This window comes from Bergeyella zoohelcum ATCC 43767, assembly GCF_000301075.1.
Taxonomy (GTDB): domain Bacteria; phylum Bacteroidota; class Bacteroidia; order Flavobacteriales; family Weeksellaceae; genus Bergeyella; species Bergeyella zoohelcum.
Map to the genome: position 1 here is coordinate 1,284,225 of NZ_JH932293.1, position 23,942 is coordinate 1,308,166.

Genomic DNA, 23,942 nt, shown 5'->3' on the forward strand with positions numbered 1-23,942 from the left:
CAAAAGCAAGCCAACAAAGATATTTTATTGGTGGATAATGATATCCAAAATACAGTAAAATATACGGAAAATGGTGGACTAGTAAATACGCCTAAAGTACAAAGACCTATTAGTACTTGGAACTCAGCCGCGAATACGATAGAATCTTTTACAGATGTTAATACTAGCAATATTGGAAATTCAGGTAATCTAAATATTCAATATGTAGATAAAGTTCCACAAAACTATGTAGATCCTACTTACAAAGAAAAGCAAATGAATTACAATTTATTTGTAGTTGATGGAAATAGTAATACATCTCCCTTTAATAGATTTCTGTTAAATGTTAATAAGTTGCAGACAAACGAATCTTTAACAAAAGACATACAAAGTCTTTATTCTGCAGTAAATAATGCGGAACATTATGGTTCAGGCAGGGTTAGTTTTGCTGTTATGGGAGTTTATAATAATGCTGGTATAAATAATGGCTCGGCTAGTAGAATTGTGGGGTCCTATAACCAAGCAAGTACTAGAACATCATCTGATATAAGTAATATGGAAGGTACTTTTAGTTTTGTAACTCCAAGAGGGACCGGAAAAATTGCAGTAGCAAATGGTACTAGAAATCATCTTAATATTACAAATGCTTCTACAAATACTATCACTCACGCTGCTTTAACACGAAATATAGGTGAGGTAACGGCTAATTTTACTGGTACAATAGAAAATTTAATTGGTACTCACTCTGATTTTCGGATTCATTCAAGCGTTACGGGAATAAAGAATATGTATGGTCTAAAGATAGATAATGTAAATAAAGGAACGCAAATTAACCGAGCTATACATACAGAAGAAGGACAAATCCGTTTTGGGGATTTGAAAGGCACAGGAGATCGTGTAGTAGTAGCGGATCAAAATGGGGTGCTGAAAACCAGTCAATTTGTAATGAAAGCCACCGATACTACCAGTGATTGTACTGCTTCTAATGAGGGAGCAATCCATTACAAGACCATTATGAAAAACGGAAAACAAGTAGGAGTATTCGGTTTCTGTACGCGTAATGCTAATGGCAATTTAATATGGGCATATAGTGTGGGCGGAAACAATATGCTAGATGGTACAGGTGCTTTTGGTTCCGGATTGTAGCTTAAAATTTTTATAAAAGTAATTTGTATTTTAAATTTATTATTACTTTTTTACTTTGCCAAAGTCTTAAAGACTTTGGCAAAGTATTTTTTAAGTATTGACCTCGTAGAGGTCATATGTTTATAGTGGAATATTTTCCTATATAACATACGACCCCGTCGGGGGTCGTAATATCTAATGCTTGTTATTGTCATATATGCTCCGTTGGGAGCAGGGTTTACCGTTTTCGGCTAATCTTATGGGATATATTTTCGAATAGGAAAATAAGATTGATTTTCCGAAACATCGTGTTATGATTAATACCCTAATAATTTTAATACATCTTGAGGTTCTTGTTTTTCGCGGAAAATTTCATAAATGAAATTTCCTTCTTCGTCTTTCGTGATGAGGAGGTGTCTCGGCTGAGGCATTAGACAGTGATGTACGCCACCATATCCACTGATGCTCTCTTGGTATGCTCCTGTATTAAAAAAACCAATGTATAGCGGTTTGGTATCACTGAAAACTGGAAGATAGATGGCATTGGTATGCTGTTCAGAATTATAATAATCATCAGAATCACAAGTAAGTCCGCCCAAGAATACGCGTTCGTAGGTGTCTTCCCAGCGGTTGAGTGGTAGCATGATGAATTTTCTAGAAATCGCCCAAGCATCAGGCAGGGTAGTCATAAATGAAGAATCTATCATATTCCATTTTTCTCTATCATTTTGTCTCTTTTGGGAAACAATTTTATACAGATTGGCACCACTTTCTCCTACGGTAAAACTTCCAAATTCGGTATAGATATTCGGTTCTTCCACGCCCTCTTCTTCACAGAACTTTTTGATTTGAGAGACGATTTCATTCACCATATACGGATAATCGTAGTCAAAATTGAGCGAAGTTTTGATAGGGAAACCACCACCAATATTAAGTGAATCTACTTCGGGAGCTATTTTTTTCAGTCTCGCATATACACGCAGACATTTATAGAGTTCATTCCAGTAGTAGGCGGTATCTTTAATTCCCGTATTGATGAAGAAATGGAGCATTTTGAGCCTTGCATTAGGATGTTCTGCTATTTTTTGGGAGTAATAAGGAATGATGTCCTTGTACCCAATTCCCAATCGGGAGGTATAAAACTCAAATTTTGGTTCTTCCTCAGAAGCAATACGGATACCGATATTAAAAGTAGTGTCTATGCTTTCTGTGAGTTTATCTAGTTCACGGTAATTATCTAAAATAGGCGTAATATTTTCAAACCCATGATTAATCATATCAGAGATTTTCTCTAGATAGTCATCGGTTTTGAAGCCATTACAAATGACTTCTATAGACTGGTCAAATTTACCTTTCTCATACAAAGATTTTACAATGTCCATATCATACGCGGAGGAAGTTTCTATGGAAATATCATTCTTCAGTGCTTCTTCTAATACAAAACTAAAATGACTGGACTTTGTACAATAGCAATAGGTATAGCTTTTTTTATAATCATGTTTTTCAAAAGCCTCTTTAAACCAAGTTTTTGCTCTTTGGATATTCTGAGATATTTTTGGTAAATAACTTATTTTAAGTGGTGTACCAAATTTTTCTACCACTTCCATGAGTGGAATGTCGTGGAAAAGGAGTTTATTTTCGGCTACATGAAATTCTTCTGTAGGGAAATACAGCGTTTGATCGATAAGTTCAGAATACTTTATTTTCATTGTCTAAATCTAAAAAGCTATTTTATGATGGCAAATTTGCAAAAAAGGAATGAAAAAATACCTACAATTTTTGATTTATTGTAATTTTATTTCACTTTTATTTCCTACGAATAAGAGGAGATTTCCAGTTTCGTATTGTATTTTCACCCTATCCTCTATGGCTCTATTTCTGGTCCCGATGCGTTGGGTTATAGAGAAATGATGATTTTTCAGCTCCCACTGAAGTCCCTTGGATTGTACATTTTTTACTTCAGGAAAGGGATAAATGCTGATATTACAATTTTTTACATCATAAAGTACAATTTCTTTTGAGATAAAAAAATATTTTCCATAATCATCATGAAAAACCAGATTCATTTCATCTTTGAACTGAAATGCTGTGGTAAGATTACCTAAAAAATGATCCATCTCTTCTCCGCTACCGCCATAGATGTCTAATTCCGTAATTTTTTCATTCTTAATAATTTCCAGTGCTTTATGGAAATCGGTTTTATCTTGGTCAGGGGTGTGGATGATTTTATTTTCTATGATGGTTTTCTGTTCTGGGGAGAGTGGCGGGTAAGAATCAAAGTCACCAGAGATTAAATCAATTTTTTGTAAGTCAAATTTCCTTTTAATGAGTTTGTTCAAAGCACCATCTGTACAGGCGATAAATGCGTAATCTTCTGTATCCGGAAATTGATGAGGCATTTGCCCATTTAATATTAAAAGTCCTTTCATTTATTCGGGTCTTTCAGCGGGATTCCAGTATTCTTCTGCTGTGCCGTTCTTTTGGGCGATGACTCTTGCTACCACGAAAAAATAATCTGAAAGTCGGTTGAGGTATTGTAAAAGTTCGGGTCTCGAATTTTCATTTTCATTCACAAAGACCAAAGCTCTTTCGGCTCTTCGTGTTACGGTGCGGCATACATGGAGCGTGGCACTGGCGTGGTCACCAGCAGGTAAAATAAAAAATTGGAGCGGCTGGAGTATTTGCTCCCAATCGTCTATCCAGTTTTCTAATTTTTCTATGTCCTGATGTTCAATGACCAGTGGTAATCTAGATTTTCCATTGGCAAGCATGAGTTTATCCTCAGGGGTTGCCACTTCAGCACCCAGCGTAAAGAGGTCAAACTGTATTTTCTTTAGCTGACCTATGAGTTTTTCATTTTGGATTGCACTTTTGGCCATTCCTACAAAGGAATTGAGCTCATCTACTGTGCCATAGGCTTCTACTCTTGCAGAACTTTTGGAAACTCTTGTGCCGCCATATAGCGCGGTTTGTCCCTTGTCTCCTGTTTTGGTATATATTTTCATAATGATTATAGAGATTGGATATTATAAACTTAGAGTTTAGATGTTAGAGATTTAGAAAGTCAAAAAAGCTAATAGCCAAAAGCCAACTGCTAATTTTTTTTTTTCATTTTCTTAAAAAGAACGAGAAGTAAGATATTCTAATGGTTCAGGGGTTATTTTTTTTGCCATTTCTATAGAATCATCCAAAGGGTGGAGCGTTGTGATTTCCTTTTTTTCAATGATATATGATGAGAATTTCAGTTTATCAATTTCGGAAAAAATCTTTTCTATCTCTGAGCTGGAAATGGATGCGAAACTCACATCTTCAAAGCCATGTAAAAGCCTTAAATTATTTTTGTTATCCATTTTTTCTTCTACAAAAGCATTGAGCTTTGCCTTGGATTCAAAATTTCCTCCCCAAACATGGTAAACGAAAACTTTCTTGTGCTCTTTATTCAGAATGTCTTGATATACAAAGTTTTCTCCTAAGTAGGCCTCTCTTACCTGTGGGTCATTCGCTAAATCTTGAGGTAAGCCTTCTTTTAAAATTTTTCCCTCAAACATGATATAAGTTTTGTGGGTAATCGCGAGGGTCTGCTGTACATTGTGATCGGTGATGAGGATACCGATGTTTTTGTCTGTAAGGCTTCTCACTATTTTTTGTATATCTTCTACTGCTATAGGATCTACCCCTGCAAAAGGTTCATCTAAGAGGATGAATTTGGGGCTAGTAGCTAGGCATCTTGCAATTTCTGTTCGTCTCCTCTCTCCTCCTGAAAGTAAATCGCCACGGTTTTTTCTTACATGCTGAAGAGAAAATTCTTCTATCAGCTCTTCGCATTTTATTCTTTGTTCTTTTTTGGAGAGTTGGGTAAGCTGCAGAACCCCCATAATATTTTCTTCTACGGAAAGCTTTCTAAAGATAGATGCTTCCTGAGCAAGATAACCAATTCCTTTTTGAGCTCTGCGGTACATGGCATCATGGGTAATGTTTTCTTGGTCTAAAAAGATATTTCCCATGGTAGGTTTCACCAGACCTACAATCATATAGAAAGAAGTGGTCTTTCCAGCACCATTAGGTCCCAGAAGCCCCACTATTTGCCCTTGTTCTACCTCCACAGAAACCCCTTTTACTACTTTTTTAGGGCCGTATTCTTTAATTAAATTTTCACCTCGAAGTATCATTACGCAAATATAGTGAATGGGGTGGGAATGGGAGCATAAATTTTATAATTAAAAAAGTTCTGTAAAAAATATTTTTTTGTGAAGAGTGAGCTACATAGTTTTACTAGTAAAAATCCCATTCAAAGGTGATTCTTTAAATGGGATTTGTAGGGGTATTAAGAAGGATTCAAATTATAATTTGGGGAACTTCACAGGATTCGATTCGTGAAATAATGCATATACTTTTTCCACGATATCATCTGCAGATGGTTTACTGAAGTAGTCTCCATCACTTGCATACGGAGGTCTGTGATTTTCTGCAGAAATAGTAATAGGGTCACTATCCAAATAGCGGAAAGCCTTTTGTTTTTCTATAATTTGTTGCATGATGAACGCAGATGTCCCCCCTTCTACATCTTCGTCTATAACTACTAAGCGGTTGGTTTTTTTCACGCTTTCTGCTATTTCATTCGTAAGGTCAAAAGGAATTAAAGACTGTACATCAATTACTTCTGCAGAAATGCCTAGTGTTTCTAATTCTTTAGCAGCTTCCGTAACGATTCTCCATGTAGAGCCGTAAGTAACTAAGGTAACATCTGTTCCCTCTTTGGTAATTTCTATTTTTCCTACAGGCACAGTAAATTCTCCTATATTATCAGGTTGGGTTTCTTTTAGTCGGTAACCATTTAGACATTCTACAATGACGCATGGTTCATCACTTTGAAGCATAGTATTATAGAATCCTGCGGCTTTAGTTAAGCTTCTCGGTACTAAAATATTAATACCTTTAGATAGGTTAAGAATTCCCGCCATAGGAGAACCTGAATGCCAAATTCCTTCTAATCTGTGTCCTCTGGTTCTGATGATGACAGGTGCTTTTTGTCCTCCTTTGGTACGATAATGTACTGTAGCCAAATCATCACTCATACCTTGAAGACAATACAAGATATAGTCTAAATATTGAATCTCGGCGATTGGTCTTAATCCTCTCATTGCCATACCGATTCCTTGTCCTAAAATGGTAGCTTCACGAATTCCAGTATCTGCCACTCTGGTAGCTCCATATTTTTCTTGCATTCCTTCTAAGCCTTGGTTTACATCTCCAATGTTTCCAGAATCTTCACCGAAAACCAAAGTTTGTGGATATTTTTCAAAAATTTTATCGAAGTTATTTCGTATTACCATTCTTCCATCCATCTCTTCAGAACTATCAGAGTAAATAGGTTCTACTACAGGGACTTCCGTAGCTTTCCACTGAGACTGAGAGTAAAGATGAGAAGAGTAGTTGTCTTTTTCTATATCGAAAAGTCTTTCGTATGCTTTCTGTAAAGCCTCACGAGCAGATGAGTTTTTTCCTCTGGTGTGGATTAACGCCTTTCTTACCAAGTGGAAAACTTCTTTTTTGGCTACTGTAACCAAATTTTTAAACTTAGTAATTTCCCCGCTTACTTCGGTAGATTCATTTGCCAATGCTTCTACCAATGGTAGTAGCTCATTCTTGAGGTCTGTAATGGTTTTCTGATAGCTGTCCCAAGCCTTTTTTTGTCCGTCTTTTACTATTTTTTTGGCTTCTCTATCTATTTCATCTAATTCATCCGCGGTAGCAATACTTATTTCTTTACCATCTAATTCTGCAGAATAATTGAGAATCCATTCACGGAATTTTAGGAGTCCATCATGTTCTGCTTCCCAAGAAAGCCTTTCTTCACTTTTGTATCTTTCATGAGAACCTGAAGTGGAATGTCCCTGAGGCTGAGTAACTTCTATTACATGTACCACTACTGGGCAACTTTCTTCTCTAGCAAAATATTCTGCTCTAGAATAGGCATCCAAAAGTGCAGGATAGTCCCATGCTTTTACTTGAATAATTTCACATCCTTGGGTTTCTCCTTCGTTTCTTTGGAATCCAGAGAGCATTTCTGCAATGTCCACTTTAGCTCTTTGATTATGTGTAGGTACTGAAATTCCATAACCATCATCCCAAATGGAAACAATCATAGGGACCTGTAATGCACACGCCGCATTGAGCGTTTCCCAAAAATGACCTTCTGCTGTAGAAGCATCTCCAATGGTACCGAAAGCTACTTCTCTTCCCCCTTTAGAAAATTTTTCTGCTCCTTCAAATTGAATTTCTTTAAATACTTTAGAAGCCTGTGCGAGTCCTAATAACCTTGGCATTTGCCCAGCAGTAGGGGAAATATCAGATGAAATATTTTTTATTTGGGTCAAATCTTTCCAGCTTCCATCTTCATTTAGCGTTCGGGTGGCATAATGCCCATTCATTTGTCTCCCAGCAGATGCGGGTTCTCTCTCTACGCTGGTATCTGCATAAAGCTGAGCGTAAAAACTTTCCACCGTAAGGGCATCTACCGCCAATGCAAAAGTCTGGTCTCTATAGTATCCACTTCTCCAATCGCCTTCACGGAAAACCTTCGCCATTGCCAGCTGTGGTAGCTCTTTGCCATCTCCAAAGATTCCGAATTTTGCTTTTCCTGTAAGTACTTCTCTTCTTCCCAAAAGGGACATTTCTCTAGAAATTCTTCCTAATTTATAGTCGTGTAATACATCTCTTTTAATATCTTCAAAAGATACTTTTTCTGTAGCTATTTTATCTTGCATGGATTATTTTTATTTGTCTGACAAATATAACTATTTCTAAGGCAATAGAAAAATTTTACTGACACCAAAACTTAGCAATTGATTTATTCCAAGAAATAATGAGTATTGTTTGAAGTACTTGTATTATTTATTGTATTTTTTTATCTTTACTTTTTCAAAAGATATTACGATGAAAATGATTGCTCTTTGGGCATTAGGAATGGTAGCTATGAGCTGTTCTAAAGAAAAAGGAAATGAAGCTGCTACAAAGGCAGATACCTTAACGACGGAAAAAATAGTGGAAAAGCGTGAAGAGGATAAATCTCAGGATTATCTTATCACGCGTAATTCTGTGGGAAGATTTAAGATAGGTGGTACATGGAGAGCGTTCGCTAAAAATGTATATGGCTATGATTTTATAGAAGGATACGGAATATGTGTAGATGCATGCTGTGATGGAGGGTATTCTCTTGGAAATAATTTAAAAAAAGATGAATATGGTTTTGTAGATGAGCATGAGATTACCATTGGTGCCGCATTTGTGGAGGATTTACCTTTTGATGCTACACAAGCCCAAAAGGAAAAATATAAAAATAACCCCAATTTGTTTTCTGTAAGTTCAGATAATTGTGGTGGCTGGTATGAAAAGGATAAGATACAGTATATGGTGGTTCACAGCCCTAAATTTAAGACCCAAGAAGGGATAGGTGTAGGGATTACTTTGGAAGAGCTAGAGAAAAAATATGGAAAATTAAAAATAATTGTAGGTTGGGTAGAAGAAGATGCGAATGCAATTAAAGTATTGATTCCTGATTACCCTAATATAGGATTTGCAGTGGATGCAGAAAGCTTTAAGAAAGATTGGGAAGAGATTAGTATTGAAGATATTGAAAATATTGAAAATAAGAAGTTTACTATTGCTGACTTTAAGCCCAATACTCCGATTGCTAGAATTGTCCTTTATGAAGAAGCAATTCGATATGAGTAATGATTTCTAGAATATGAAAATTAAACAAGTAGTTTATAGATGAATTTATAAACTGTATATAATTAAGTAAGGCTAAAAAAGGAGTAAGAAAATTTACCTACTCCTTTTAAAACTTGTATGCTATGGCGTTAAAATTTATTTGATTTCTACACATCCTACGCGTCCTCCTGCATCTCCAGTAGGTTGGGTTTTGAAGTCATCAGCTTTCGCATGAATAATGATGGATTTACCTATGATATTTTTGGTTTCATCTTTACAGCCTAAGCACCACTTGTCGGTAGTAATTACCATTCTAGCGTATCCATTTTTATCTGTTTTAAGGTTACCGAGATCTCCTCTATGGTGTTCCCCATGCTCCCATTTTCCGTGTTTTTCATGTGTAGGATTCCAATGTCCTCCCGCAGAAGAACCATCGGGTGCACTACAATCCCCAAACTCATGAATATGAGATGCAGATAATGAATTAGGTTTTAGCTTATAAACATTTAAATCCAATGTTACTTTGTTCCCTTTTTGGGTAAATTTGGCAGTTCCTTGAGTAGAAGTATTGCTTTTAGCTTGAATAGGGTAGGTATGAACAACTGAGTTACATGAAAATAGGGAAAATGTCATAATGCTTATAATTACTGTATTTCTCATAGGTAAAATTTTTACAAAGTTATGAAAAACAATCTAAATATATTTTCTAGAGACAGAGATGTGCTTTACATTTTTAAAAGTTTCGAGATAAAATATTTTATTTTCTGTTACAACTTTCACAATTGCAAATAATTTAAACGAATATTTTTTCTTGTTTGTTTTTTTTTATTAACTTTGCCCTGTTAAAATTTTTCAAAATGAAGAAATTATTTGTAGCAAGTGCTTTGGCACTTTTTGGGGCAGTACATGCTCAGGTAAATTATGGAGTAAAGGCAGGATACAATCTTTCTAATGTAGCTGTGAGTTCACCAGTATCAAGTGCAAAAGTTTTACTTGGGAACAAATCAGGGTATAGTGTAGGAGGTTTTGTAGAGTATGGTATTGGAAGTGGGTTTTCATTGCAAGGAGAAGTATTATATAGTAATTTGGGAGCGAAAGCTACGGTAGATTCAAACAAGCTTCCTTCTACTGCTGAAAATTATGGAATAGATTTTAATATGCCTGAAGGTGTCAAAAAAGCAGAAATTAATTTTAGTGTCAATCAAATCACAGTGCCATTATCTGCTAAATATACATTTAATGATAAATTTGGTGTACTCGGAGGTGTAGGAATTAATTTCGTTACAGGTAGAAAACTTTCTTTGAAAGCTGATGGGAACGATGTGACAAAATTTTTTGAACAAAACGAAAATATTGTTTTAAATGATGAACTCAAAAAGCAGATTTCATCTACTAATTTCACACTTCATGTTGGTGCAGATTATAGAATTACTCAAAATGTTTTTGTGGATGTAAGATATAATTTTGGTATTTCAAGTTTGAATCAGAATTTTACAGATTTTGTGAGTGCTAAACAAAGATACTTTCAATTTGGAGTAGGATATAAGTTTTAATCATTTGGTCTAATTATAAGTTCAATAGGGCTACTTCTTATAAAAAGGTAGCCTTTTTTGTATGAAATATTTATTAGTTTTTTTCATAGTAGGGGTAGTACCTGTTTTTGGTCAAAAGTATTTTGTAGAGGGAGGAGGAGTGTATTCTACCTTAAAAGTGAGCAGTAATTTTACAGATACTCAATTGGTTTCCGATAAAAAAAAGGGGTATTTTATTGCTTTTGGAAATAAATATATTCTTAACCGTCAGTGGTCTGCTGAAGCGAAAATAAAACTTTCAGAAACGGGAGGTAAAGTGAGTAACTCTACTTTTTTTATCAAAAATCAATTACCTTATGATTTAGAAAAATATAGAAATGCAGATATTCGACTTGCGATTTATCAACTAGGAGCAGAGATAAATGCATTGTATCATTATTCATCTCTTGCTTTTTATGCGGGAATACAACCTTCTGTTATCTTTTTTGTCTCGTATAAAGAGAGAAATGTTAAAAAAAAACAGAATAATGGAGGAAATTCTATATCGATGGAAGAATCTGTTGTTGGTAATGATGGTAAAAAAATTAATATTTTAAGTGTAAAAGGGCAAATAGGAAGCATGTACTCCTTTACTCCTAAATGGTATCTCCAGTTAGGTTATCATTTTAATATTACCAATATGGTAACGGTACTTCTGAATAATAATTGGAGTTTTAGTTTTAATGAAACTGTTTACCAATTGGGGGTCGGGTATCGGTTTTAATATTATTAATTAATATAAATATTTTAGCTATTGTTAAACATCTGTAGTTATTGATAAAAATAGATTGTTTTATTTAATAGACATCATTGATTTGGAAATTTAAAAATATACTAAATCAACAATATCAAATATTAAAATATTCAGAAAATCTAGAAACGGATATGATATTTAAAATTTATAATTGATTATTTTACATTCCGCTTTTTATTTCCTAAAAATAATTCTAAATGTAGTCCCTCTCCCTATTTCTGTGTAGGCTACTTTTATTTCTCCGTTATGGTAATCTTCTATAACTCTTTTGGCAAGGCTCAGCCCTAATCCCCAGCCTCTTTTTTTTGTAGAATAGCCAGGTTTAAAGATACTTCGGGTTTTAGAGCTGCTCATTCCGATGCCATTATCTCGGAAATCAATGTATATTTTTTTATTTTTTTCATAGAGTTTAATGATGAGATGACCTTCTCCTTTCATTGCATCTACTGCATTTTTTACTAAATTTTCTATGACCCAACTTAGGAGAATTTTATTATGCAATATTTCATATTGCCCTTCTGCAATATAAAGCTGGAAAACCACTTTTGCTGAAAGTCTAGATTTCAAATAATTAAAATTTTCTTCTATAGTGGTTTGTAGATCATGGTCGCAGAGTTCTGGAGTAGAGCCTATTTTAGAAAATCTCTGAGAAATGGTTTCTAGCCGCTGTACATCTTTACTCAGTTCATCTACACCTATGGGCTGTGGTTTTACCGTTTTGAGAATTTCTACCCAGCCTATCATAGAAGAGAGAGGGGTGCCTATTTGGTGGGCTGTTTCTTTTGCAAGTCCTGCCCATAGGAAGCCTTCATCTGTTTTTTTGATGGTTCTCAGAAACCAAAAACTGAAAAGCAAATACAGTAGAATGAAACAGGCTACGGCATAAGGAGAGTATTGTAATATATTGAGCAAGTAGGAATTGTCATAATAAACAAATTGGTTATTACCATTAGGGAATTTTAGTTCTATAGGAGGATAATTATCACCCATTTTTAGGGCGTATTGGATGATGCTTTGCTGATGGTTTTCTATATCAAACGGAATGTTCCTATGGAACATCGGTACACCATCTTTGTCCAAAATAATTACAGGAATGGTATTGTTAGATTTGTAAATTTCTAGCACCAATGCTTGTGTGGCATCATCGGGTTCAGTAACATCTTGCTGAAATTTGATGGCTTTTACAAAGAGGTCTATTCTTTTTATTTCTTCCTTTCTTAGGTAATTGATGAGCGTCATGGTTGCCATAAGTCCTCCCACAGCAATGGTAGTGAAAATCACGAAAATGATCCATTGATTAAGTCTAGATAGAAAGGGATTTTTCATACACTCAGGATTTTATTCTTTTAGAGGGGATAGCATGTTAAATAGAGGAGTATTGAGGTCAGTATCTTGGTAATTATTGATAATAATGGCAAAATAATAATTTTTTCCTGATTTAGCCTGATGGATTCCTGAATACGATTTGGTGTGCCGCATGGTTCCACTCTTCATTTTCATACCATTTTTTTGTTCAGGAAATCCTTTGAAGTAAGCGTCAAACCAAGGTTGTTTCTTGGAGTAGAGCAGAGCGAGTACTTCTGCTTTGGCACTCACATAGTTTTTAGGTGAAAGTCCACTTCCATCGGCAAAATTGATCATTTCTTCGGGGATACCTTTACTTATCCAGTATTTTTTGAGTAAATCTACACCTACGGCATATTGGCTATTGCCTGTTTTTTCTTTGGCTATCGTTTTTAATAAATTTTCTCCATATAGATTAACGCTTTTTTTCAAAAACCAATAGATGATTTCCCTCATAGTAGGAGACTTCCATTCCAGAAGCAGGGTAGAGTTTTGAATTTCCTTTTTTTGGTGCGAAAATAGATTCATAGATGCCGTTCTTATTTCCCCTAAAACCGATATTCCATTTTGTATAAGGTGGTTTTTTAGCTCTAGTCCTAATTGAAAAGGAGGATTAGGAACTGCACCCGAAATAGTCATTTTTTTATGGGCAGGAAGTTTTCCATTAATATATGCGAAATCAGAAAAAGGGGCAGTGTAGATGATGCTTTGGTCGCTGTTTCCACCTATCGTCAGCTCATTAATCCATGAAATATTTTTCATAGGTTGGTAGATGATTTCATTGCCCAATGCGGTAAGGTCAAACTGATTTTCCCGCCAGTTAATCCCAAAAACGCCAGCCCCATAATAATTTCCTATATCTTGCCAAGTCCATCCACCAGGAATACTCTGAATATCAAAGATGCCATCGTCCATATAGATATCTCCTCGGATGGTATTTATTTTTTTATCTTTCAATTTTGCCGTGATAGCAGAGAGAAAATGTTCTGGCTTTGTGCTTTGGTATCTCCAGCTTCCCAATGTAGGGTCTCCACTTCCTCGGAGGATAAGGTCTCCATAAAGTTCTTGGTTGATAATATCCCCTGATGTAAAAATAGAAGTGGTATAAGTGTAGGAGGGAGAAAGTAATTCCATGGCGGTAGCTGCCGTAAAAATCTTTTGAGTAGATGCGGTAGTAAGTCCTTTTTCTCCTTGGTAATTATAGATGGTGTTCCCCTTTTCATCGGCTACGAAATAAGACAAATTGCTCACTTTACCTTTGGGGGTAGAGAGAAATTTTTGAACTTCTTTGTTCAGTCGGTTTTGTAAGTTGGTTTGTGCTGAAATGGATAGAGAAATGCCTATCGTTACTAAAAAAAATACTTTCACGGTGGAATTTTTAGATGAATTCCAAATGTAGTATGATTTTTTTAATGGACAAAATAATTATGAATAAGCCAATATCATTTTCACCAAAATCGGCTGGTCTTTTTGAGGTTTTTTAAGGAAAACGAGGGCGAAATAATGCATGGTTTTATTCTCTTTATCTGCTTTTTGTAAGAGGTTTTGTTGCACTTTTACTCTTCCTTCCCAGTCTCCTTTGTAGTAAGCAATCAAGGCGTGGGAGGCGGGCTTATGCTGAACGGAAAAACTAGCATCTTTAATGGGTTGTAGCTGATTTACTGGCATTCCGAGGAAATACTGTTGCTCTTTCATGGTAGATTTTGGAGCATAAAATAGGGTGGTATAGCCCATATCATCTGCCTTTATTCCCATATCTAAAGTGATGAAATTTTCTAATTTGGTAGAATTTTTTTCTAAGTTTTTAGTCCAATCGTTTTTATTATTTTTAGACGAAGAAGAAATACCGATGTAATTTGTTGCCTCTAGTTTTTCTACTTCTATAGAGTCAAACTGAATTTTTCCTAATTGGTTTTCTTTTTGAATTTTATTTTCTACGAAATTTTTTAGTTGTACCATACTTTGATTTACTTTTTGCTGAAAATCACTTTCGTTGTCAAAAAGTTCATCTTGAAAAATAGCATTGGTAGGGGGGATGGTCATTGTATAATTCAGCTGAGTGCCATTGCCTACAGGCTTGAAATGAACATCTAAAAGAATAGGTTTTTTATTATTGGATTCAATGATTTGATACTGAATGTGTTGGTGGGATTTTCTTTTTTTTATAGAAAGCTCTATTTGTCTTTTTTTATCTTTAGAAAAAAGAGTAGAAGAGGCATTTAATCCTTCGTAAGGGGAATAATAGACCATGGAAGGGAAGTCTTTTTCAGAAAAAAATACAGACCAATTATTCAGTTTTTGAAGGTGATCAAAATGAGGAAACACTTTGTCTATAGGTAAATCTATATTTTTTTGGAGGGTGATGATTTGGGGTTCTTCCTTTCTGAAGTGGAAGTAAGCATAAATGCCAATTGCAGTGAAGATTAGTAATATAGAGGCGGTTTTTATAATTTTTTTGAACATGAATTTCTATAGATGATTCCATTTACAAAGCTAAGGATTTTGTGGGATATAAAAAATAAGGCAAAACATTCCTTGCGTTCATATTTTCATTATCTTTGGAGATTAAAATTAAGAATAAATGAATTATCATTTTAAGGCTCATCAGCAAATAAGAGAAAACCTTGCGAATATTCTTAGAACTACTTCGCTGAAAGATCTTAGCAATATCCCTGATGGGTTTAATAATAATATTTTTTGGAATATTGCCCATTGTGTAGCCACACAGCAATTGCTCCATTACTATCTCAGTGGTAATGATTTTAGAATAGATACTTACTGGATAGATACTTTTAGGAAAGGGACATTGCCTACTTTAGAAGTAACGGAATCAGATGTAGAAAAACTGGATTTTCTACTAGTAGAAACTGGAAAAATTTTGATAGAAGATTATGATGAAGGCTTATTTGATGATTATCAGTCTTATACTACCAGTTTTGGGCTTGATTTGAAAAATATTCAGGAGGCCATTATTTTTAATAATATCCATGAGGGGTTACACTATGGCTATGTGATGGCTCAGAAAAGGGCTCTGTTGCAGTATTTTTAAATTGTGGCAGGCTATTACCAGTTGGCTGTTAGCTCTTTAACTTTATAACCTTTTAACTTTAAGATGGAACAAAAAAAAGAAGATTTTATTTTCGGGCTTCGTCCTGTAATGGAGGCTATAGAAGCGGGAAAAACCATTGATAAAATATTTTTACAAAACGGATTACAAGGGCAAATTTATGCCGACCTTAAAAAACTTTTAGGAAAACATGGACTTCGTGCGAATTATGTGCCTGTGGAAAAATTGAACCGATTTACTCGGAAAAATCATCAGGGCGTAGTGGCGTTCATTTCAGATGTTCCTTTCCATAAGATAGAAGATATTCTACCCCAGATTTTTGAGGAGGGAAAATCTCCTTTCTTACTTATTTTAGACCGATTGACCGATGTGAGAAATTTTGGGGCAATATGCAGAACGGCAGAATGTGTAGGGGTAGATGCTATCATTATTCCAGAAAAAGGAGCGGCTCCTATTAATTCAGATGCTATAAAAACTTCCGCAGGAGCCATTTACAATATTAAAATATGCAAAGAGAAAAATTTGGCTCATACCATTGATTTTTTACAGCAATCTGGGGTAGCGGTCTTTGCAGCATCTGAAAAAGCACAAAAATTGATTTATGATGTAGATTTTACTGAGCCTTGTGCCTTGGTGATGGGAAATGAAGAAACGGGAATTTCCAAAGAAGTGCTTCATCATTCAGATGAAAAAATAAAACTTCCTATAGTAGGTAAAACACAATCTCTTAATGTTTCTGTAGCATGTGGAGCTATCCTTTACGAAGCGGTGAGACAGAAGCATATCAGTTCATTAGGATAAAAAAGAATAGAAAAAGATTAAAATAAAAATCATTTCAAACAATGAGAAAAATTACTGCCACTTTGGCTATCGCAATAGTTTTATTTTCTTGTAATAAGAAAGAAACCAAGACCATAGAACAAGTAGATCCTAAAACAGGAAAAGTAACTCAGATAGAAGTTCCGGTACAAGATTCCGTGGAAATTGCAAAAAAAGAAGCCGAAAAATTTGCAATCAGAGACTCGGCGGGGGTATATCATCAATATTTACGCTTAGAAGTGGGCAAGGAATATCCTTTTACCACACAGCAAAAAGATGTAGCTACTGTAAAAATGCCCGATGGTACTTCCCAGACGGTAACCAGAGAAAATACTGATGTGATTAATTTTAAGGTCAATGCAGTGCAAGGAGGAGTGTATGATATGGACATTATTTTTGTCTCTAAAAAGACCACTCAGACAGGGATGGGCGTTACCCAAACCGTGGATACTAAAGCACCAGCACCAAAGGATGAAGGACTGAAAAACAGATGGGAAATAGAGAAAGCACTTACAGGAAATACTCTGAAAATGAAGCTCAAAGAAAACGGAGAAATTATTTCTATCACAGGATTTGATGCTGTATATAATAAACTCAATACTACCGTTGCTAAACTGACCAAAGATAAAAAACAGCAAGAGGCGGTACTGAAAGAAATGAAGGCTTCTTTCACTGAAAAAATTATTCGTGATCAGTTCAGTAAAAATATTTTTATTTTGCCAAAGAAAGGAGCTAAAATAGGAGAAACTTGGTCGCACTCAGAAAATGTATCTCCTGATGGAAAGGTAAAACTCACTTCTAACTATACCCTGAAAAAAGTGGAAAATGGAATTGCAGAAATCACTGTTTCAGGGGGAGTGCCTAAACAAACCCAAAAGGACACCCAGCAGGGAGTTACTCAAACTCTTACTTCTGAGCTTTCGCAAAATGGTTCTTATCAGTTTGATACAAAAACGGGATGGATAAAATCACAAAATATTACCGTGAAAAATAAAGAATCACAGTCTTTTACTGATGGTAAAAGAACAGAAACCATGACCAATAGTTCTGTGATGACCGTAATAGTAAATCCTTCAAAATAAAAAATATATAAAATGCTAAAATTCATTTTTTTAACTATTCTTTCGGCCGTTATTTTTTTCTTTGTTTGGAACTTTTTGAAAAGATTTTTTTTCAATGAACAGCGTCCTACACAAAAGGGAAATTTGAATAGAAAACCCTCAGAGAAAAAGTTTAACTGGGATGCCGAAACTGTAGAATACGAAGAAGTGAAAGAAAAAAAGTAATTGTTTTTTAGATATTTATATACTATGCTGACTAAATATAGAAGTACGCTATACATTGTAGGAAGTGTATTGTTTTTCATTGCTTTAGCTTATCTTTATGCCTATCCTGTGCTGATGGGTAAGCAGCTCTTTCAGCATGATATTATTCAGTATAAAGGAGGAGCGGAGGAGCTACTGAACTACCGTGCAGAAAATGGAAAAGAAACCTACTGGAGTGATAGTATGTTCGGGGGTATGCCTACTTATCAGATGGGAGCACAATTTCCTGGGGATATGATCAAGACCTTAGATAAGGTGCTGATGGTTTTTCCTAAACCCATCAATTATCTCGTTTTGCTCTTTTCAGGATTTTTCCTACTGGGTATGGTAGCCGTAAGAAACTGGAAATATGCACTTTTGGGAGCTTTAATGTTCGGTTTTTCTACTTATTTCTATATTATCATTGCGGCAGGGCATAATGGGAAAGTACATACCATTGCCTATTTTGCCCCTTTGTTGGCAGGTTTATTATTGATTTTTTTAAGACAGAAATACTTTTTAGGCTTCGTTATTACTACACTGGCCATGGCACTTCAGTTGGCGGCCAATCATCCACAGATGACCTACTATCTTTTCATTGCACTGGGTATTTTTTTCCTTTCAGAATTCATAAGGGTAGTGGTAAAAAAGTTACCTTTCAAGCCTTTTCTCATTTCTACCGCCATTGCAGCAGTAGCCATGGGGCTGGCCGTAGGGATGAACGCCCAAAGACTCCTTGCCAACTCTGAATATGTTACCGAAACGGTAAGAGGAAAACAATTACTCAATACAGAATCTCAAAATGAGAAAGCCAGCGGAATGGAAAAAGAAAGTATGCTGGCATGGAGTTACGGGAAATTAGAAACCCTAAACTTATTCATTCCAAGGATGATGGGTGGGGGAAGTTCTGAAAAAGAAGGTGTGGAAATGATGGAGGATATCCAGACGATAATACAGGAAAACGCACAATCTCAGGAGGAGGTAAACCGTATTATTTCCGCATTTGCCAGCCCTACCTATTGGGGCGATCAGCCGGGTACCAGTGGCCCAGCCTACCAAGGGGCGGTAGTTATTTTTCTTGCTATTTTGGCTTTGTTCTTCGCAGATAAAAGATTTAGGTATTGGATTCTTGGAGCTACCATGCTCACCATTGGCTTGGCTTGGGGAAGTAATTTTATTGTATTGTCTGATGTATTTATAGATTTCGTGCCTTTTTATAATAAATTTAGGGCTCCCAGCTCCATTTTAGTAGTGGCAGAGTTATTATTACCCTTATTGGGAATGGTAGGATTATATGCTTTTTTTAATGGCCAAGAGATTTCAGTAGCAGAAAAGACTAAAAAACTCTTCATCGTAGGAGGTACGGTGGTGGCACTGTTGGTGATTTTCATCTTGGCAGGAAAAGGACTTTTCGGGTTTCTTACCGATGCAGAGGCTACCTATATGCCTAGCTATATGAAGGATTATCTCATCGAAAAAAGATATGGATTTTTTAAGTCAGATGCACTTAAAACATTGCTCTATGTACTCATTGTCATTGTGGTGTTATACCTTGCTTTGAAACAAAAATTAGCTCAAAATATTGCGTTAATCATCATTGCAGCGGTATCTACTTTTGACCTTTGGACCGTAAACCAACGCTATCTGAATGAAGAGAATTTCGTAGAGGCAGAGTTTGCTCAAAATCCTTTTCAGACGGAAATCACGGACTATTTAGTGGATAAGGTAGGCGATAAAAAAGAACTCCAGTCCCTTTTGGCGTATGCGAAAGTAAATCATGCCATTCAAGAAATTGCACAGAAAGACCAAGGGCATTACCGAGTATATAATCAGACCATTGGTCCTTTTTCAGAAACCAATACTTCTTACTTTAAATCTTCGGTGGGCGGTTATCATGCGGTAAAACTAAGAAGGTATGATGACCTTATCAACTATTATTTTTCGAAATCAGATACTGTAAAAACGCCCAAAATTCTCAATATGCTGAATGCTAAGTATATGATTTTTGGGGATACGCAAAATCTAGAAGTGGTGCATAACCCTTTTACCAATGGCAATGCGTGGCTGGTTTCTGAAATAGAAGAAGCGAAAAATGCCAATGAAGAGATAGAAAAAATAGGTGTGGTGGATACCAAAAAAGTAGCCGTGATAGGTAAGGAAGATGGTGCCTATTTTAAAGATAAAAAGATGGCTAAAGATACTTTGGCATCTATCCAATTGGTAAAATATGAGCCGAATCATTTATCGTTTACCTCTAAGAGTGCTACTCCCCAATTGGCCGTTTTTTCGGAAATTTATTATCCTCACGGCTGGAAAATGTTCATAGACGGAAAAGAAGTACCTTATATTAAAGCCAATTACTTGCTTCGTGCCGTACATGTACCGGCAGGAAACCATACTATAGAAATGACATTTCAGCCAGAAGTCATCGAAAAAGGAAAAATGATTTCTATGTCGTTTTTAGGGCTTTTTATAGTGTTGAGTATAGGAGGTGGTTATTATAATCGGAGAAATATTCATCGATAATCTAAAACGAACTCTATTTACAAGGAGGTAAAGGTTATTTAGGGAGTGGGAAAAATAATTTTGGTAGAATAATTGTGTCAAAATTTCAATTCGTTGAAAATCAAATAAAAAAATACCATAGCGGAGAGGAAAGGTTTTGAATGTAGTGATTTAGAGAAGGAATATCCGTTTTTTTATTTATATCCCTAATAATGTGAACAATTAAATAACAAAAGAAGTATGAGGAACATTTTAGTTTTATGTACAATATTGTTTTCAGGGGTAGCAAATGCTCAGGTAGGGCAGGTTATTTCGGGATTTACTACCCATCTTACTAAGTCAGATTTGCCTTTTTCTGGAGATAGAAAGATATATGCAGTAGGATTAAATGACCGAAACACTGAAAATATTTTGGTGATTTCCAAAAATGCTATCGGAGCAGAGGGAGACGAATTGTATATAGAAAAATTTACAAAACTCCAAGATGGAAGCTATCAAAAAACCTTTAGCCACAAGAAAACACATCCTAAAAATAGAGCACTGGTATTTGTAAACAATAGGTCTATGCTACTGGACGATGATAAGGACGGAAATATGGAGTTTATGTATATGTTGCAAGAAAATCCTCAAGGTATCGATAATCCTTCAGAGAAAACCATTTTTTTTATCGTTGCGAACAATCAAGCGTATGAAGTTTGGACGCTAAGAAAAGATAATTATCGTGAGAGTTATTTTAGTGATAATTTCTCACACCTTACAGAAAGTTTACAAAACGAAATTATGAAGTTTTGGAATAAGTTAAAAAAGGATTAGAACGATAAAAGAACAATGAAAATATTTCACAAAACCAAAAATATTTTAGCTGATTTAAAGGAAATTCCCTTTAAGTTGGAACGAGATATACAGCGATTATTGGAGCAGAATTTGGAGCAAGTTACAGGTTTGGAGCTGGTAAAATCCGAGTTTAAAGTTCAGGAGCAACGCATAGATACTTTGGCTTTTGATGCCGAAAGCAAGTCGTTTGTCATTATAGAATACAAGCGTTCGCACAATTACAGCGTGTTTGATCAAGGTGTGGGCTATCTGCGTACCTTATTGCAATATAAAGCCGATTTCGTACTGGAATACAACGAAAATTTGGGAAAATTACTCAAAAAAGACGAAGTAGATTGGTCGCAAAGTAAAGTTGTTTTTGTTTCACCAGCCTTTAATTCACATCAGAAAAAAGCGGTCGATTTCAAAGATTTGAATATCGAACTTTGGGAAATTAAGCAGTTTGAGGGCGACATTATCACTATCAATGGACTCAAAAAATCTGCCTCTGCCCCGAGCGTAAAATTGTCGGCTCAAAAAGAAAATTTTCAGCTTCAGGAAATTACCAAAGAGCTAAAAACTTACACAGAGGAAGATTTACTTAAAGGAAAACCTGATGAAACGCTGGAACTTTATGAAGAAGTGAAACAAGCCATTTGCAACCTTTCCCCAGAAATAGAGGTGATTCCGCAAAAACACTATGTGGCGTTTAGGATTGGAAAAAGAAATATTTCAGATATAGAAATCCAAAAAAGCGGATTGAAACTTTATATTAACAAAAAAATGGGAGAACTTGATGACCCTAAAAAGCTGATGACTGATGTTTCTAAAAAAGGACATTTGGGCAATGGCGATTATCAAGTCAAAATCATTGACCTCAAAAATATAGAATATTTGATGAGTTTGGTAAAACAGGCAGTGTAGTTCACCACTTCGATTTATAAAATAAATTGAAGTTTTCCATAAAGGCGAAAACCATTGTGTGGTAGTTAGTGGATGATAGCCTATTTGATGTAGTTTTTACTTAATTGTTCTTATTTTATCACAATAATGTCAAACAAAAAAATCCTTATTGTCAGTTACTATTGGCCACCTGCGGGTGGGCCGGGAGTTCAGCGATGGTTAAAGTTTGCCAAATATCTACCAGAATTCGGGTGGAATCCTATTATTTATACGCCTGAAAATCCCAGTTATCCTATTGTGGACGAAAGTTTGGCAGATGAGGTTTCAGAAAGTGTAACCGTTATCCAACAACCGATTTGGGAACCGTATCAATGGGCGGAAATTTTCAATAAAAAGAATAAGAAATTTAAAGGGGGACAGTTTGAAACGCAAAGCAAACAAAATTGGAAATCAAAAATTTCGGTATGGATAAGAGGCAACTTTTTCATACCTGATGCCCGAAAATTTTGGGTAAGGCCATCGGTAAAATTTTTGAAAAAATACCTTGAAACGCATACCGTGGATGTCCTCGTTACTACAGGGCCACCGCATTCCATGCATCTGATAGGTTTACAATTAAAAAAGGAGTTTCCTCATCTATTTTGGGTGGCAGACTTCCGTGACCCATGGACTAAAATTTCTTATTACCAACATCTTATGCTTACTCCATGGGCGGATGCTAAGCATAAACAACTGGAGAAAAAAGTATTCCAAACGGCAAATATTACTTTGGCAACTAGCCCCTCTGATGCCGAGAATTTTAAAAATGAGGGGGCCAATGCTTTTTGTATTACCAATGGTTTTGATACCCATGAAAAAGGAATAGCCCAAATTCAGCATACGGCATTCAGTGTCAGTTATGTAGGAGTACTAGAGCAGCTGAGAAACCCCTCTGCACTTTGGGAAGCGATAGGGGAACTTTGTAGTGAGAATGAGGATTTCAAAAATCATTTTCAGTTGCAGTTTGCAGGTAGAGTAGATGAGGAGATACTCAAGGAGATATACCAACAGATTCCTAAAGATAAGGTACATTTATTAGGGTACATCTCTCATCATGATTCTTTTACCGTAATGCTTTCCAGTGTGGTTTTAGTTATCACTAATTTTCCAAAGTCAGCATCTAAAGGTATTATTCCAGGGAAACTTTTTGAGTACCTATCTACGGGAAATAAAATTGTGTCCATTGGTCCCGAAGCAGCTGATGTAGAAGGTATTCTAATGAAGACCAAAGCAGGAAAACACTTTACTTATTCCCAAAAAAATGAAATGAAAAGCTATCTTTTGGATGCTTTTAATGCTTTCATCCAAAAAGAAAATTTAAAACCTCAACTCAGCGAAGAGGTAATGTATTATTCAAGAAAAAATTTAACTGCTCAACTTGTTAATTTGCTCCATGAAGCTCTTACTACTCGATAATTACGATAGTTTTACTTATAATCTCGCCCAGATTATTGAAGAAAATTGGGACGGACAATTGGACATTGTAAAGAATGACCAAATAGAGATACACGAAGTAGAAAGTTATGATGCTATTATTCTTTCTCCAGGTCCGGGGCTTCCTCAGGAAGCTGGAATGATGCCTACAATTATAAAAAAATACCATGCTTTGAAACCTATTTTAGGCGTTTGTTTGGGGCATCAGGCGTTGGCAGAGTTTTTTGGTGCAAGGCTAAAAAACTTAGATGCTGTATATCATGGGGTACATTCTGAAACGGAGGTGATAGACAATGAAAATATTATTTTTCAAGGTGTTTCTAATCCGTTTAAAGCAGGAAGATACCACAGCTGGGCAGTAGAAAAAGTAGCTTTTCCGTCATCACTCATCATTTCTGCACAATCTACAGATGGTGAAATAATGGCATTAAGACACCAGTCTCTTCCACTCTATGGCGTACAGTTTCACCCTGAAAGCTATCTTACTAAAGAAGGGGAGAAAATGGTGAAGAATTTTTTAAATAAAATTGTACTAAAAAGAGAAAAATAATAAATTTGCAGAAAATAATATA

Annotated in this window: 21 protein-coding genes and 1 pseudogene; 13 read left to right on the forward strand and 9 right to left on the reverse strand. The window is 35.6% G+C overall.

Translation table 11 applies throughout. From position 1 onward, the window contains the following. The coding region (locus HMPREF9699_RS05840; protein WP_002663211.1) for a hypothetical protein at positions 1 to 1,125 on the forward strand (1,125 nt) is incomplete at its 5' end. Between the two features lie 296 nt (positions 1,126 to 1,421). Here the strand turns inward: HMPREF9699_RS05840 and HMPREF9699_RS05845 are convergent. From HMPREF9699_RS05845 to HMPREF9699_RS05865, 5 genes and pseudogenes are all read right to left on the reverse strand, one after another. Further along, positions 1,422 to 2,813 carry a type III PLP-dependent enzyme domain-containing protein gene (locus tag HMPREF9699_RS05845; RefSeq protein ID WP_002663212.1) on the reverse strand — a complete coding sequence of 464 codons (1,392 nt, stop codon included), beginning with the start codon at positions 2,811 to 2,813 and terminating at the stop codon, positions 1,422 to 1,424. A gap of 75 nt (positions 2,814 to 2,888) precedes the next feature. After that, positions 2,889 to 3,533: a thiamine diphosphokinase gene (locus HMPREF9699_RS05850; RefSeq protein ID WP_034985688.1), complete on the reverse strand. Its 645-nt coding sequence runs from the start codon at positions 3,531 to 3,533 to the stop codon at positions 2,889 to 2,891. After that, positions 3,534 to 4,109 carry a cob(I)yrinic acid a,c-diamide adenosyltransferase gene (locus HMPREF9699_RS05855; protein WP_002663214.1) on the reverse strand — a complete coding sequence of 192 codons (576 nt, stop codon included), beginning with the start codon at positions 4,107 to 4,109 and terminating at the stop codon, positions 3,534 to 3,536. Positions 4,110 to 4,547: 438 nt separating this feature from the next. Next, a pseudogene (lptB, locus tag HMPREF9699_RS05860) lies at positions 4,548 to 5,273 on the reverse strand (LPS export ABC transporter ATP-binding protein); the annotation flags it as partial. A gap of 171 nt (positions 5,274 to 5,444) precedes the next feature. After that, a complete protein-coding gene (locus tag HMPREF9699_RS05865; RefSeq protein ID WP_002663218.1) occupies positions 5,445 to 7,871 on the reverse strand; it encodes an alpha-ketoacid dehydrogenase subunit alpha/beta in 2,427 nt (808 codons plus the stop codon). 169 nt (positions 7,872 to 8,040) lie between these two features. Between HMPREF9699_RS05865 and HMPREF9699_RS05870 the strand changes: the two genes are divergently transcribed. Continuing rightward, positions 8,041 to 8,838, forward strand: a complete 798-nt coding sequence (locus tag HMPREF9699_RS05870) for a hypothetical protein (RefSeq protein WP_002663220.1) — start codon at positions 8,041 to 8,043, stop codon at positions 8,836 to 8,838. 135 nt (positions 8,839 to 8,973) lie between these two features. Here HMPREF9699_RS05870 and HMPREF9699_RS05875 read toward each other — a convergent pair whose 3' ends face one another. Beyond that, a complete protein-coding gene (locus HMPREF9699_RS05875) occupies positions 8,974 to 9,477 on the reverse strand; it encodes a superoxide dismutase family protein (protein ID WP_002663223.1) in 504 nt (167 codons plus the stop codon). A gap of 197 nt (positions 9,478 to 9,674) precedes the next feature. Here HMPREF9699_RS05875 and HMPREF9699_RS05880 point away from each other — a divergent pair, with 197 nt between their 5' ends. After that, positions 9,675 to 10,370 carry a porin family protein gene (locus tag HMPREF9699_RS05880; protein ID WP_002663224.1) on the forward strand — a complete coding sequence of 232 codons (696 nt, stop codon included), beginning with the start codon at positions 9,675 to 9,677 and terminating at the stop codon, positions 10,368 to 10,370. 61 nt (positions 10,371 to 10,431) lie between these two features. Continuing rightward, the gene (locus HMPREF9699_RS05885) at positions 10,432 to 11,112 is read left to right on the forward strand and encodes an outer membrane beta-barrel protein (RefSeq protein ID WP_002663225.1); all 681 of its coding nucleotides are present in this window, start codon (positions 10,432 to 10,434) and stop codon (positions 11,110 to 11,112) included. A 204-nt stretch (positions 11,113 to 11,316) separates the two neighbouring features. On the opposite strand, the gene HMPREF9699_RS05890 is transcribed toward HMPREF9699_RS05885, so the two are convergent. From HMPREF9699_RS05890 to HMPREF9699_RS05900, 3 genes are read right to left on the reverse strand one after another with little or no spacing between them, the layout of a single operon-like run. Further along, positions 11,317 to 12,468, reverse strand: coding sequence for a sensor histidine kinase (locus tag HMPREF9699_RS05890; RefSeq protein WP_002663226.1), 1,152 nt, complete (start codon positions 12,466 to 12,468; stop codon positions 11,317 to 11,319). A gap of 12 nt (positions 12,469 to 12,480) precedes the next feature. Next, on the reverse strand, positions 12,481 to 13,854 hold the full coding sequence (gene dacB / locus HMPREF9699_RS05895; RefSeq protein WP_002663227.1) for a D-alanyl-D-alanine carboxypeptidase/D-alanyl-D-alanine endopeptidase: 1,374 nt from the start codon (positions 13,852 to 13,854) through the stop codon (positions 12,481 to 12,483). A 57-nt stretch (positions 13,855 to 13,911) separates the two neighbouring features. Beyond that, positions 13,912 to 14,949: an SRPBCC family protein gene (locus tag HMPREF9699_RS05900; RefSeq protein ID WP_002663229.1), complete on the reverse strand. Its 1,038-nt coding sequence runs from the start codon at positions 14,947 to 14,949 to the stop codon at positions 13,912 to 13,914. Positions 14,950 to 15,067: 118 nt separating this feature from the next. On the opposite strand from HMPREF9699_RS05900, the gene HMPREF9699_RS05905 reads away from it, so the two are divergent. The 9 genes from HMPREF9699_RS05905 (at position 15,068) to HMPREF9699_RS05945 (ending at position 23,920) form a co-directional block, all read left to right on the forward strand. After that, entirely contained in the window at positions 15,068 to 15,535 is a 468-nt protein-coding gene (locus tag HMPREF9699_RS05905; protein ID WP_002663231.1) for a DinB family protein, read from the forward strand. Between the two features lie 63 nt (positions 15,536 to 15,598). After that, positions 15,599 to 16,354, forward strand: a complete 756-nt coding sequence (gene rlmB, locus HMPREF9699_RS05910) for a 23S rRNA (guanosine(2251)-2'-O)-methyltransferase RlmB (RefSeq protein ID WP_002663232.1) — start codon at positions 15,599 to 15,601, stop codon at positions 16,352 to 16,354. A gap of 41 nt (positions 16,355 to 16,395) precedes the next feature. Then, positions 16,396 to 17,454 carry a DUF6263 family protein gene (locus HMPREF9699_RS05915; protein ID WP_002663233.1) on the forward strand — a complete coding sequence of 353 codons (1,059 nt, stop codon included), beginning with the start codon at positions 16,396 to 16,398 and terminating at the stop codon, positions 17,452 to 17,454. Between the two features lie 12 nt (positions 17,455 to 17,466). After that, positions 17,467 to 17,658: a hypothetical protein gene (locus tag HMPREF9699_RS05920; protein ID WP_002663234.1), complete on the forward strand. Its 192-nt coding sequence runs from the start codon at positions 17,467 to 17,469 to the stop codon at positions 17,656 to 17,658. A gap of 24 nt (positions 17,659 to 17,682) precedes the next feature. Next, the gene (locus HMPREF9699_RS05925; RefSeq protein WP_002663235.1) at positions 17,683 to 20,202 is read left to right on the forward strand and encodes a YfhO family protein; all 2,520 of its coding nucleotides are present in this window, start codon (positions 17,683 to 17,685) and stop codon (positions 20,200 to 20,202) included. Positions 20,203 to 20,421: 219 nt separating this feature from the next. Then, positions 20,422 to 20,994: a hypothetical protein gene (locus tag HMPREF9699_RS05930; RefSeq protein ID WP_002663237.1), complete on the forward strand. Its 573-nt coding sequence runs from the start codon at positions 20,422 to 20,424 to the stop codon at positions 20,992 to 20,994. A 15-nt stretch (positions 20,995 to 21,009) separates the two neighbouring features. Next, entirely contained in the window at positions 21,010 to 21,918 is a 909-nt protein-coding gene (locus tag HMPREF9699_RS05935; RefSeq protein ID WP_002663239.1) for a DUF5655 domain-containing protein, read from the forward strand. A gap of 126 nt (positions 21,919 to 22,044) precedes the next feature. Further along, positions 22,045 to 23,352, forward strand: coding sequence for a glycosyltransferase family protein (locus HMPREF9699_RS05940; RefSeq protein ID WP_002663241.1), 1,308 nt, complete (start codon positions 22,045 to 22,047; stop codon positions 23,350 to 23,352). After that, the gene (locus HMPREF9699_RS05945) at positions 23,330 to 23,920 is read left to right on the forward strand and encodes an anthranilate synthase component II (protein ID WP_002663243.1); all 591 of its coding nucleotides are present in this window, start codon (positions 23,330 to 23,332) and stop codon (positions 23,918 to 23,920) included. Before HMPREF9699_RS05940 ends, HMPREF9699_RS05945 begins: the two co-directional genes overlap by 23 nt. Positions 23,921 to 23,942 lie beyond the last annotated feature (22 nt).